The organism is Mesorhizobium sp. M6A.T.Cr.TU.017.01.1.1 (assembly GCF_004023115.1).
Lineage (GTDB): Bacteria > Pseudomonadota > Alphaproteobacteria > Rhizobiales > Rhizobiaceae > Mesorhizobium > Mesorhizobium mediterraneum.
The window spans coordinates 22,410-35,020 of record NZ_RZTA01000066.1; the positions used below are offsets into that span (position 1 = coordinate 22,410).

Sequence of the window (12,611 nt, forward strand, 5' to 3'; positions counted from 1 at the left end):
AGCGAGAAAACAGAACTCGTGCGAACGTGACTGCCGTGGCGCAGCCCCTAGATGAGATGCGTGATATTCGTTGCGTGAGGGTACTTTTCGAGGCTCAGTGAGCCTTCGACGGTGGCGAACAGGTCATGTCCCTTAGCGGAGTAGACTAGTGTCGCTTCCTTTGCAGATGCAACGGCCTCGGCCAAGTCGGTGTCCTTCGCTGTGAAGAAGTAGATAACGTTGCGGTCACCATCGAACTGCGCTGTCATCGGTCGAGGGTGGACGCCCGGGACGCCGATCATTGCCGTCATGTCGGAACGGATCGAATCCCAAAACTTGCTTTTGAATTCCTGATCGTTGTCGGGCATGGCTTTTCTCCTGTGAGAACGCCAAACGCCACGTGTCTGCGGTGGTTCCAAGCGCGTACCGGCAAATAAGCGGAGTTCCGCCCGCCCCAGATCAGGACGGGCCGAGGACGTGGGCAGTAGGCCAACAAAAAAGAGGGTGCCATTGACGAGCACCCGAAATGCGGTCCCAATCGGATCACATCGTTCGTCCGGGGATTCGCATGAACCGATTTCTCTTCGTGATCGCCGACTTTCTGTCTCGTCCGCCCGGCTTCTATGTGCTGATCGTCGCGATGATAGCCTGCACTGCGATGGTTCCGTTTGGGCTCACAAACGTAATCACCTATGCGCTCTCAGTGGCTGCGATAGTGATTACCGGTGTCGTGCTGATCCAGGGCTATCGCGACACCGCTGCCATCCATGCGAAGCTCGACGAGATCATCGTTGCATTGAAGGAAACGAGGAACAATGTCGTCGGGCTGGAGCACGCCGAGCCTGAGGAGATCAAGGCCCATTTGGCGAGGCTTGAAAAGGAAGCGGCGGCGGCCGATCAAGAAGCTGAGCACGTGGGAGTCTCTGGCGCCTGAGCGCTACACTGGACGGAATTCAAGAGCGTACGCCGGCCAGTGCCACCACAAACAGATTGATCGCGTCGGCGACAGGAGTCGGGTCGTCGCTGCCGTCCTTCAGACAGCTATAACGCCAACGGATCAACCCAGTTGCTCAAGAGCGTTCTCACTGATCTGAGAATCGGGCCCCGCAGCGGATGTAGCTGGCGGCATTGGTTGCCCTGCTCTCCGGCCTCGGTCGTATTGAACCCGGCCTTCGATGGAACTGTTCCTCCTCCACTTCGTTGGTCAATCAACTCGTTTCTCGCTGCCCTCCTGCCTTTGGTTTCTGGCAGTCTCCTCGAATGGCAACTTAATTTGCATGCTCGATCAGACTCCATCGCTTTCAACTTCGTTCGCAGCCGCTTGTTGCCAAGAACCACCAACGTCGATCAAGGCGAACCGCGTTCCCGGCAGCGTGACGATCGCCTCTTATAACGTCCATAAATGTGTCGGCACCGACGGCCGGTTCGATCCGCAGCGGGTTGGTGATGTCATACGCGAACTAGGCGCCGACATAATTGCCTTGCAGGAAGTTGATGAACGTACGGGAAGGCGGCAGGGCCTGTTGGATCTCAAGTCGCTTCGACGAGAAACCGATCTGGTTAGTGCACACACGCCTGAGAACCTTGGATCCCATGGGTGGCACGGCAATTTGATACTAGCTCGCAAGGGAGTGGTCCAGGCTGTCAGTCTAGTAAGGTTACCCGGCCTAGAGCCACGCGGTGCTTTGATCGTCGATTTGGAAATCGAAGGTGTGGTGCTGCGGGTGATCGCTGCACATTTTGGATTACTCCGGCGGTCGCGCACCAAGCAAGCCAGCGCGCTGCTTGAGGCAACGCGTTCGGTCCTAAGGCCAACCATTTTGCTTGGCGATCTCAACGAATGGCGAGTGCACAGCAGATCCTCGTTGCTGGCGCTACTGCCGCATTTTGGTCCAATTCACACCGTGCTGCCCAGTTTCCCTTCGCGATTCCCTTTGCTTGCGCTCGATCGGATTCTGGCCAAACCACCAAGTCTGATTTCCAGCCTCGAAGTGCACCAAACACCGCTATCTCGGATCGCCTCCGATCATCTACCGATCAAGGCACGATTAAATCTCCAGGGGCTTCGACAGCTACATTTGCAACCAGATTACCTTTGACGGGTTCTTGCTACGATTTTGAGCGAGGCCGGGTTTCTATCGAGGGTAGTCAATTTTGATGGATGTATCCATTACGCGGATTGCGCACGACAACATCAAAGCAGGCAAGAGCGGCTTGCTGCTGGTCCCGGACAATTATGACGCCTTCGCCGGGCGCGTTCTGGCGGCAAGGAGTGCCGTTCGCAGTCTCGATCTCATGTACTACCTTTGGCACGATGACCATACTGGCCGCTTGCTCTTGCAGGAAGTTTTCCGGGCCGCTGAGCGCGGCGTGCGTGTGCGCATGCTCCTTGATGACGCCAATCCGCGAAAGAACGATTCCGCATATCTGGCGTTGAGCAATCATCCAAACATCGAGTTGAAGTTGTTTAATCCAAGCGGCGTGAGGCAACGCAGCGTCATGCGCGCTGTGGAATTTGTATTGCGCATTTTCGCGTTGACCCGGAGGATGCACAACAAGGCATGGATCGCTGACGACAGTGTCGCAATCGTAGGCGGGCGGAACGTTGGCGATGCCTATTTCGACGCAGCGGAAACCAATTTCCGCGACCTGGACGTGCTGCTCCTCGGTCCTGCCGTGCAGCAAACCGCCGAAATATTTGAGGCTTTCTGGGCTTGCGAGGACGCAAAATCAATTAGTGTCCTGGGATCAGCCGCTGAGAACGAGCATTGCGATTTGTTTTCAGGAAGCGATCTCGAAACCCAATCAATGCTGTTGAACGGGGTCGGTGACCGAGGATCCATCGCAGAGTTCATCGCAACTAGCAACGACGTGCATTTGGTGGATCGAGTTCGGGTGATTTCCGATCCTCCAGAGAAGGTGAGGGGTTGGAGACGTCGCAGCTGGCTTACGAAGGAATTGCTTCCCCTCATTCAATCGGCCCGCACCTGTCTGGAAATCGTATCTCCCTATTTCATCCCCGGCAAAAGGGGCTCCGCGATCCTGTTAGACCTCGTCAGCAACGGAGTTGACGTTTCGGTTTTGACCAATTCCTTGGCCGCTACAGACGTCGCCGCAGTCCATGGAGCTTATGCGAACTATCGCAAGCGATTGCTGAGGAATGGCGTGAAACTGTTCGAGCTCCAGCCCTTCACTCGCCGACAGCCAATCTCTGTGTTTGGCTCCAAGGGTGCCAGTCTGCACACCAAATCGTTCACGGTTGACGACAGGGCCGGGTTCGTCGGTTCCTTCAATTTTGATCCCCGGTCAGTGTCTTTGAACTCGGAGATGGGCGTGCTCTTTGAGGATGCCGAATTAGTCGGTGAACTTCGGCGCTCTTTTCAAGCGGAGATATCACCAGAAACCAGCTATCGGCTGGAATTAAAGAACAATGTACTGCACTGGCATGGATGCGACCAAGGCAAACTCCAAGAATACACAGACGAACCAGAGGCCGGAATATTTCGCCGGATTCTGGCGGCCCTGGTCCGCCACCTTCCGGTTGAGTCTCAGCTTTAGCCAGACCCACATAGATAGCATAGGTGCTAACGGCGCGCGGCGTTCTTGCCGCGTCGGGTACGGCATACCTGAAGAACGGCGACGTGCATGCGCCAAGCACCCGGGGCCGCGGCGGGAAGGCCCGGAGCATGAAAGCATCGGCCCTCTGCCATTGTCAGCTTGCTGCCGCCGATCGCGTGAAGACGATGGTGACCTTCGTCCCTTCGCCGGGGCTCGAGGCGACGTTGAACTGTGCCTTGGCGTTCTCGGTCAGCGAGCGCGCGATCAGCGCGCCGAGCTTGCCGGGCTTGGGCCATGTCTCCCCTTCCGGCAGGCCGATTCCGTCGTCCGCAACTATGACCAGGCAGCCGTCGCCATCGGCGATGCTGTGCAGCTTTATCGTCCCGCCTTCACGCCCTTGGAAGGCATGCTTGAGTGCATTTGTGAGCAATTCGTTCACGACCAGTCCCGTTGGCATGGCGACGTTGATCGACACCGGATAGGTATCCACCTTCATGTCGAGGCGGATCCCCTCAACTGCATGCGACCCCATCACCGCGGACGCGATCTGGCTAAGATAAACGCCGAGATCGACATCATCCTTGTGCTCGTCTGCCGAAAGCGTCTGGTAGAGGATCGCCAGAGCGTCGACGCGCCCGGCGAGCCTCTCAAACCTTTTCTGGTCGGGCTCGGTTGCGTTACGGGTTTCCAGACGGATCAATGCGGTGATCATCTGTAAGTTGTTCTTCACCCGGTGCTGCAGTTCGCGCAGCAGGGTGTCCTTCTCGCGGACGCGCTCCTCCACCAAGCGCGCTTCTTCAGTTTCGCCATGGGATGACACGTCGACCAGAGCCACCAGTCGGAAGCAGTTCGTGCCGTTGTCGTCCACGATGATGTTTGAATAAACGTCGACAAGAGCCGGGTTGTCCCCGACGCGCTCCAGCCGGAAAGTGCCGACGAAATCGGTTTCCTCAACCAAGGCCTCGGGCAGAGGCCGGCCCTTCTGCTGGTGGATGCCAATGCCGGAAAGTGCTCCCCAGTTTTGCCGGGTAAGCTCGGCTGCCTTCAGGCCTGACACTTTTTCAAATTCTGGATTTGCATAGACGACGCGCTCCTTGGCGCCCAAATCCGACACGGCGATAGCGATCGGCACCTGGTCAAGAAATTTTTTGAACTGCTCGCTTTCCAGCGCGGTGGCAAGGTCAGGCGTATCGAGCAATTGCTCAACTGCCTTGTCTGAATCTGATGTCATCTTGGTCGCCTGTGCTTTGCGTGGGAGCTTCAGTCTCAGTCATGCACTTTGCTCGACACCGCCAACGCCGGAAGCGGCTGAGCGATGTCAGGTGTTGGACGAGCCCGCGTCACGGAGCGGCAGAGCCATGGGCAACACAGGCCGTCTTGCTGAGAGTTCAGTCAACCTTGCGTCACTTTGCACGGCCACGACCTTTTTCCAACAGCGTTGTGCCAAAATCCCGTCTCTGCCAATCGAAGTTGACGATCTGCACGTCGCCGGAACTGCCGACAGAATGTTTCCACCTGGCGGCGGCGGCTCTGAGTACCGTGCTCCAGGGCGGCAACTCCAGGTTAAGACTTTCGGCACGAATGGTTCGAAGGCGGACATCGTGTTCATATTCAAAGGTGCGGGCGGAAAAGACGATGTGCATGTTCCGTGCGCCGCTCAGCCTGCGTACAAGATTGAGTAGGACATTAAGACGACCGGTGCGTAGGTCTACATACCCAGCCAGTGCGTCAAGCTGGTCAATGATGAGCACGGTCGGACGCGTGAGCGACAGCCCAAGTAGAAGCTTTGTCGGAATGTGATCCAGGCCGATGGATTGTGAAAGTCCTTCCTCGTCAGAAATGTCGAGGTCTAGCAAGTCTGCTTTGATCGCCAGGAATGGAATGTTTTGGTCATGAAGGCGCTGGCCGAATGCTGCCAGCAATGCAGATTTTCCGGCGCCAGGAGGTCCCAAGAGCGCCGTTGTGCTGCTTTCGGAATCTTGAACCAGCGATAACAGGTGATCGAGTTCGGCGCGATGAATTGCGGTTCCGTCCGGCAGTGCCGCCCCACCTGAGGGTGAGATATTGCGGAACGGTTTCCTTAAAGATGAGAATGCCTTTGGCAGCAAAATCGAAGCTGGCGAAAGGAAATCTGCTTTCTACATCGACGGCGATCACGCTCCAGTTCACGCCCGCAACTGCGCGAAGGCCACCGACGTTCCTCACATGTGCAAACCGTATGTCGTGATTGAGGGGGAGCACCTGAAATCCAACCTTCTCCACCCGGACTCGCAACCTGCCCCATCACGTTGCCGCCATGCACCACCACCCACGGCGAAGCCCGGAGACGTTGCACGCTTCCTTGACCTTTCTTAACGATGTCCGGCAGGGCGCCACCGCCTTCTCGACGCTCCGACACTGCCATCAGCCCCACCTTCCCAAGCCGGCCTAAGTTTTTTAACGAAGGCGGGGAACATGGATGCTGCCTCGCGGTTGGACCCCGGAAAGCCAATTCACAGCCTGAAGGAAAGCGGCCGAGCTCGCTCTCACGACGCCGCGAACCAGGCCTACGGGAGATTAAGCATGCGAGCGCTGGTTTGGCATGGAACAGAAGACATACGTTGCGATGAAGTTACCGATCCCGAAATCGAGGACCCGCGCGACGTCATTGTCAAGGTGACGAGCTGCGCGATCTGCGGCTCGGACCTGCATCTCTATCACAACCTCATTCCGGCAATTCTGCCAGGCGACATAATGGGCCACGAAATGATGGGTGAGGTGGTGGAAGTTGGATCCGGGGTAAACGGCGCGCTTAGGAAGGGAGACCGCATCGTCGTTCCCTTCACCATCATTTGCGGGGAATGTGACCAGTGCAAGCGCAAGAACTTCTCGGTCTGCGAACGAACCAACCGCAACAAGAACATTGCCGACAAGGCGTTCGGTCACACGACGGCTGGGCTGTTTGGGTATACCCATCTGACTGGCGGTTATCCGGGCGGACAAGCCGAGTATGTTCGCGTACCATTTGCCGATGCAACGCACATCAAGGTACCGGTCGGGCTCTCCGATGAGCAGGTCCTCTTCCTTGGCGACATATTGCCAACTGGCTGGCAGGCTGCTGTCCAGTGCGAAATCGAGCCCTCCGACACCGTCGCGATCTGGGGCTGTGGCCCGGTGGGGCAGATGGCAATTCGCAGCGCCATTCTTCTCGGTGCCAAGCAGGTCGTGGGTATAGATTGCCTGCCCGAACGCCTTTCCATGGCCGGAGCGGGCGGCGCGATTACCATCAACTTCCTGGAGGAGAGCGTTGTCGAAAGGCTGAACGAGCTTACAGGCGGCAATGGGCCAGATAAATGCGTCGACGCCATCGGGATGGAAAGTCACGTGTCCTTCCGTCAACCGGACACCGTTTATGACCGCGCGAAGCAGATGATGCTGATGGAGAGCGATCGGCCCCACGTGCTGCGTGAAATGATCTATGTCTGCAGGCCAGCCGGCGTCATCTCAATCGCGGGCGTGTACAGTGGGCTCGTCGACAAGATCCCGATGGGCCAAGCCATGAACAAAGGCCTGACCTTCAGGATGGGCCAGACCCATGTGAACCGCTGGACCGACGACCTAATGCGCCGCATCGAAGAAGGTCAGATCGACCCGTCGTTTGTCATCACCCACACTGCCGGGCTCGAACAAGGACCCGAGATGTACAAGATCTTTCGCGACAAGCAGGACAGTTGCGTCAAAGTTGTACTGAAGCCATAGGATCAGTGTCATGAACATGCTTAGCAAATTCGGCAATCTCAGCAGACGGCCAAGCGACCCAAAGGTCGTAAAATCTGGCCCAAAGGCGCTCGCGCCCTCCGATATGGTAGCGCGCAAACTCGGATGGTTTAGCATTGCGCTGGGCATGGTCGAACTCATAGCCTCCGAGCGCATCGCCCGCGCACTCGGCATACCTGGTAAGGAAGGCGTGATCCGCGCCTATGGAGCGCGTGAACTCAGCAGCGGCATTCTGTCCTTGTCGGCAGACAGACAGTCCGGGCTTTGGAGCCGTGTGGCCGGTGATGGGCTCGACATCGGAACACTCCTATGGGCGTTCCGGCATGACAATCCAAAACGTGACAACGTCGGACTTGCATTGGTGCTCGTTGCCGGTGTGACACTCATCGATTTATTGACGGCGCAAAAGGTAAGCGCCCGGCACGCTCGAGGTCGCCGGCAACCGCAGGATTTTAGTAACCGCAGCGGCTTCCCACGGGGTCTTGAAGCTGTGCGGGGCCTTGCACGAAAAGACATGTCGTCACCTGCCAGCCAGAATTGAGCGGTGACTAACTGGCGCGAACCTGATCCTCCTTCTCTCGTGATTGCCGCCGATACACACGGCGCCGATTGGCGCTGCTCCAGGCGACCAAGGCATTGCCGCATGCCCGAGCCTGCCGCGGGTGCACCGTTCCCGATGGCAAGTTTCCGTCTAAAGCTGCAGATAGGCAAGGTGACGCGTGATGCTGTGTGCCCCGTCGCCACATCCTTCGCTACAGCACGGTCAGCCGCCAGCAGTCTAATCTGGTCGACCAAGTCCTTTCTTTGTAGCGAGTTTTTGCTTTTCTTTCAGCAGCCGAACGATCGCGTCGACGGGCGGCGCAAGGTCTGTTGGCGACTTGCTGTTCGAGCGCCACAAGTATTCAAAGAAGGTTCTCAGTATGCGCATTGTCGTTACCTCCTGGACCACCAAACTTGGCTTGGGCGTTGTTGTTCCTGAACGGCAGGCGAAGCGCCACTGTCCGAAGGCAAATTCATCCGTCGCAAGCAGGCACGGCTAGAGTCTGGACGGGATAGAAATCCTGGAACTCGTCCTCCAGAACTCAGCCGTGATCGCTCTCGGTTACAGACGCTCGTCCGTTCTTCCGACCTGGCATTCGGGGGAGACGGTAGGCGGCTTGGCTGAAATCGAGCGAGGGCGGGTTCTGGCAGTGGGCTTGTATTCCGTGCGGGAACCTGGCCGAGCCAATGCGTTCGGGTCGTGCAGCACTTGCCCTAGTGCTGATCGGACTGCACCCTCTGATCAGGCCGCGTCCTTCCCATCCCCTCGGGCGCCGGTTTCATATTTCGTTTGGTGGCCAGTGGAGCGGCGCGGCTGGAGGCGCGGCGGGCCTTTCTTGTTTCCGTGTGGAACTTCGGCGCGGGCTGAAAGTTTCATTTGTGCAGCTGCGACATGGATGACTCCCGATGGGCCCGCGTCCTTTTTTCCCGAAGGGCGCGGGCTTTCTTTAGTGCACGGAACACCGGGGCGGGTTGCACGTTTCGCCGGCATCCAGCGAAATGGCCGCTTGCGCGCTGCCTCAATCCCTCGCAATCCAGGCCCGTGTAGGCGTGAGGCACTACTGAGGGGCGTTGCGGTTTGTTCGGTTACGTCGATGACGTCCAGGCACAGAGGATTGCCGATCGGGCCAAAGGAACAAACAGCACCCACTTTGGTTAAAGCTGCGCGTGCCACCAGACACGCGTTTCTCACATTCGGAGACGACGATGGCTATGAAAAATGAATCGCAGAGCAAGGCCAAGGGCCTCGAAGATCTTTTCCACGACGGACTGAAGGACGTCTACTACGCTGAGCGCAAAATCCTGACTGCGCTGAAGAAGATGGCGAAGGGTGCCGAATCCGACCAACTGACCGCCGCATTCGAAAAGCACCGCGACGAGACGGAGGCTCAGATCGAACGGCTGCAGCAGGTCTTCGAGATTTTCGGCAAACGGGCACAAGGAAAGACATGTCCCGCGATCGACGGCATTATTGAGGAAGGACAGGAGATACTGGAGGAATTCAAGGAAGCTCCAGCTCTGGACGCTGGTCTTGTGGCGGCGGCGCAAGCTGTCGAACACTATGAGATCGCCCGCTATGGCACGCTGATCACCTGGGCCGGACTGCTCGGCCTAAAGGATGCCGTGCCACTGCTCGAGGAGACGCTCGAAGAGGAAAAGGCGACTGACGAAGCGCTGACGCAGCTTGGGGAGACCAGCGTCAACGAGCGAGCGATGCAGGAAGCTGCCTAGTTAAACGGCGCTTCGGAAGCAGAATCAATGAGCACGTCATGAACAAGAGAGAGAACGCGCCTCCGGACGACGGAGGCGCGCCTTTGTCGCCGGTGCCTGCGGCAACTCCTGTTCGAGCCCAACATCTCGGTCAACCGTCTGATCGACGATGGCACTGTCGTCCTCTTTCTTGGTCGCCTGGAAGCCGTACGCCAGAGCGCGACGACCTTATCATGGGGATCAAAACCAACCGGGGGGGGTGCCGATGCGGCCCGGCCGATTGCCCTCGAAATCCGGCTGTTCGCCAGCATTCAGGCCGAAATGCGTACTGCGTCGGCAAGATGAAAGTGTATTCGGCGGGGGTGACAATATTCGCGGCCTTCCCGAAGCCGTTCCGCTTCCTCACCACGGACGGGGTACCGATTGAACGAAAGCGCGATCGCATTAGGCTGATCGATGTCGTCAAACCACACCGGCGGAGGGAGAGGACCTGGATCCAACCTTCTCCGCGGGTCTACGATCACCTTCGTGGTTGGGGTGTTCGGCTGATGCTGTTCAGTCGACCTGTTCAATCTGCGGACCTGGGTCAACCGGCGGAGCCGGCGTGCAATCTTGCCCCTTGCATTCCTCGACAGGGTCATCGGATGGTGGAAGGCAGTTTTGGCCCTCGCAATGAACTGCCGGCTCTGGCGCTTCTACGTGGTTAGGCGGAACAAGCTGATCCTCAGCGCGAATGGCTGGCATTGCTGCGCTGATCATGCCCGTGCACAAGAGCGCAATTCCAGCAATTTCATTTTCGCCTCCGTGCCTGGCAGCGAGCCGTACCTTACACTTTCAAGCTGCGGCCGCATCATCTCAGCCACGAACGACGTTAACACGGGGTTTCAGTGCTGGCCGGAAGAGAGCGCTTGTCTTAGCTGCTGCGAGTTTGACATCGCAGGTGCGATCGATTCCCTTCACTGCCTCTGGCGTCAGCATGAGGCGGCGGGCCTAACCCAGGCTCCCGCGTGTTACTCCCAGGGCAGCCAGCTTACTCTTCGGACGTCCTAACGCGCTGGTACAGAGGCCAAGGGTGCCCAGCAGTGGATCAATTTGTCTGGCACCTCAATCGGACGGTCAGCAATGCCTGTGCCCCAATGCCGGGCACTCATGGGCCCGTCGCTTCGCACAATGGAACGGCGAACCCTTTGCGTGTGCCGGGATACTGAGGTCGGCCTGATCGGCATGGAAGCATGACCGGCATGACCGGAGCCTTAGTGGCCCTAGGCGGCGATCGCGCCGCGCATGACACCTATATGCAGCTGGCGGGAAGCGGCTTGCGAATTCCAGCCCCGGCACTGTCGTCTGCTCTGTCTGAGAGCACTACGCTGAAGGCTGTTCTGCTTCTCTATGTCCAGACCCTCTATATTCAGACCAGCTACACCGCCCTGGTGAACGCACGGTCGAAGTTGGACGAACGTTTGGCTCGCTGGCTTCTGATGTGCCACGACCGCGTCCGCAACGACCGGTTTGCAATCACCCACGAATCATGTCCGTCATGCTCGGTGTGCGGCGACCGGGTGTCACGGTTGCCATCCAGGAGCTTGAGGGCAGGGGCCTGATCAGAGCCACGCGGGGTGAGATCGTCATCAGCGATCGTGATGGTCTGTTCCAGTTGGCCGATGGCACCTACAGCGAGCCGGAGAGGGAATATGAGCGGTTGCTGGGGAAATCGACTAACCGCTATTATCTGCGGCTTCGGCGAAAGTCACTAGCGACGAGCACCCGTCGTCGGCAATTCCAAGGACGCATCTCCATTAGCGTTTCCCCATCGCCTTACCCTTTCGCCATCAAATTCTTCACGGCATAAATCGCTTCGCGACCGGCACTCATGATCTGGGACTTTCGCTACCAGCTGTCAGCTTACGTGTGCACTTCGCCCATGTTGGACCCGTGAAGGTGCCCGCGCGGCGTCCAAGGCAGCCTTGTGTTCTCAAGCTGCACTCTTATTAGTATTGGAACGCTCAGAGAGCGGCGGCTCGCTGTTTCCGCTTGAAAGTTCTCATGGCCCGATGGATGTTCCGGAGAGCTTGGCTGGAATCGTGCCACCCTTCGAATTCGATCTGCTTGTCGGTGCCGGACACCGACGCGAGGAAAAACTGCTCGATCTGGGATCGCAAACGATCCGGAACATTCTCGCCAAGGAGAGACTCGCTATGCGCATCTTGCTTGTGCGGGCAAAATACATAGCGATCGTTTCTCACGGTCTCGCCGTTCTCCGTTTGCATGACACGAAGGGCCGCGAGCAGATCGCACTTGATGACAACACCGGGGGCGCTGGCTGCCTCATGGATGACTAGACCGTCTAGGGCATCGCCATCGTCGCCCAGTGTAGAAGGCAGGAAGCCCCAGTCGTACGGGTAGGCAAGGCCCGCTGGAAGCGGCCGCGTATATTCGAAAAGCTTCTTCTTGGGCTTGTAAGTCAACTTTGCTTCGGCGCCACGCGGCGTTTCCACGACCACCCTGATCCGACCTTTCGATGTAGTCGTAGGCAGTGTCAGATAATTCGCCACGTTTGGTCCTCGCCAGTCCATGCCAATGGCTCTAGACCCCTCTAAGCGGCGGATGGCGGATTTGTTCCGAACGTGCCTACCCGGGTCTCGAAGGCATCGGAGCCTGGTCTCGGCCGCCCGGCTGCTTGGCCGCTGCGGCCCCTCTTGGAAGCTTTCCGCCTGAAGCCCTCGGCAAGCGCGCCCCCAACAGGGCCGAAGCGAGGGAGCGGCATCTGAACCCTGCTTTGTCTTTCCGGTGATGGGGAGGATTACCTCACATCGCTCGATATGCCTGTCTAAAGATGACGGCCATCTAGCACCGTCATTTGCGCCAAGCGAAGTTGCGGGGAGATGCAAAGTGATCTGCGCGCTAAGTGTTGTGCTCGCCCGAACGCGACTGCTGGTTGGCAGCATCGGCCGATCCGCCCAGCGTGTCGGCGACCGTGGCACCTCGCGCACCCATCGGCTGCTGCGCACCTGTGGTGGTGTCCTTGGCGGTCTGATGCTCCATCTCGGCATTCAGCTCCGCGCCCACAA

General features: G+C 58.1%; 12 protein-coding genes. 8 read left to right on the forward strand and 4 right to left on the reverse strand.

Annotated features, from left to right (window positions below):
* Window positions 1-47: 47 nt before the first annotated feature.
* On the reverse strand, window positions 48-347 hold the full coding sequence (locus tag EOB36_RS20635; protein WP_095485147.1) for a pyridoxamine 5'-phosphate oxidase family protein: 300 nt from the start codon (window positions 345-347) through the stop codon (window positions 48-50).
* Window positions 348-547: 200 nt separating this feature from the next.
* Here EOB36_RS20635 and EOB36_RS20640 point away from each other — a divergent pair, with 200 nt between their 5' ends.
* The 3 genes from EOB36_RS20640 (at window position 548) to EOB36_RS20650 (ending at window position 3,537) form a co-directional block, all read left to right on the forward strand.
* Window positions 548-913, forward strand: coding sequence for a low affinity iron permease family protein (locus tag EOB36_RS20640; RefSeq protein WP_095485146.1), 366 nt, complete (start codon window positions 548-550; stop codon window positions 911-913).
* A 241-nt stretch (window positions 914-1,154) separates the two neighbouring features.
* Window positions 1,155-2,078, forward strand: coding sequence for an endonuclease/exonuclease/phosphatase family protein (locus EOB36_RS20645; RefSeq protein WP_245329846.1), 924 nt, complete (start codon window positions 1,155-1,157; stop codon window positions 2,076-2,078).
* 58 nt (window positions 2,079-2,136) lie between these two features.
* A complete protein-coding gene (locus EOB36_RS20650) occupies window positions 2,137-3,537 on the forward strand; it encodes a phospholipase D family protein (protein WP_128285589.1) in 1,401 nt (466 codons plus the stop codon).
* A gap of 154 nt (window positions 3,538-3,691) precedes the next feature.
* Here EOB36_RS20650 and EOB36_RS20655 read toward each other — a convergent pair whose 3' ends face one another.
* Window positions 3,692-4,768 carry a histidine kinase dimerization/phosphoacceptor domain -containing protein gene (locus EOB36_RS20655; RefSeq protein WP_095485144.1) on the reverse strand — a complete coding sequence of 359 codons (1,077 nt, stop codon included), beginning with the start codon at window positions 4,766-4,768 and terminating at the stop codon, window positions 3,692-3,694.
* 172 nt (window positions 4,769-4,940) lie between these two features.
* Window positions 4,941-5,645: an ATP-binding protein gene (locus EOB36_RS20660; protein ID WP_164897571.1), complete on the reverse strand. Its 705-nt coding sequence runs from the start codon at window positions 5,643-5,645 to the stop codon at window positions 4,941-4,943.
* Between the two features lie 454 nt (window positions 5,646-6,099).
* Here EOB36_RS20660 and EOB36_RS20665 point away from each other — a divergent pair, with 454 nt between their 5' ends.
* The 5 genes from EOB36_RS20665 (at window position 6,100) to EOB36_RS35280 (ending at window position 11,392) form a co-directional block, all read left to right on the forward strand.
* Window positions 6,100-7,275: a zinc-dependent alcohol dehydrogenase gene (locus tag EOB36_RS20665; protein ID WP_127206553.1), complete on the forward strand. Its 1,176-nt coding sequence runs from the start codon at window positions 6,100-6,102 to the stop codon at window positions 7,273-7,275.
* A 10-nt stretch (window positions 7,276-7,285) separates the two neighbouring features.
* Entirely contained in the window at window positions 7,286-7,834 is a 549-nt protein-coding gene (locus EOB36_RS20670; protein ID WP_095485142.1) for a hypothetical protein, read from the forward strand.
* 1,205 nt (window positions 7,835-9,039) lie between these two features.
* On the forward strand, window positions 9,040-9,564 hold the full coding sequence (locus tag EOB36_RS20675; protein ID WP_095485141.1) for a ferritin-like domain-containing protein: 525 nt from the start codon (window positions 9,040-9,042) through the stop codon (window positions 9,562-9,564).
* A gap of 1,211 nt (window positions 9,565-10,775) precedes the next feature.
* Window positions 10,776-11,144: a hypothetical protein gene (locus tag EOB36_RS35275; protein WP_245329874.1), complete on the forward strand. Its 369-nt coding sequence runs from the start codon at window positions 10,776-10,778 to the stop codon at window positions 11,142-11,144.
* Entirely contained in the window at window positions 11,081-11,392 is a 312-nt protein-coding gene (locus tag EOB36_RS35280) for a helix-turn-helix domain-containing protein (RefSeq protein WP_245461595.1), read from the forward strand. Before EOB36_RS35275 ends, EOB36_RS35280 begins: the two co-directional genes overlap by 64 nt.
* A 154-nt stretch (window positions 11,393-11,546) precedes the next feature.
* Here the strand turns inward: EOB36_RS35280 and EOB36_RS20685 are convergent, their stop codons facing one another.
* A complete protein-coding gene (locus tag EOB36_RS20685) occupies window positions 11,547-12,095 on the reverse strand; it encodes an inorganic diphosphatase (protein WP_095485542.1) in 549 nt (182 codons plus the stop codon).
* Window positions 12,096-12,611: the final 516 nt, after the last annotated feature.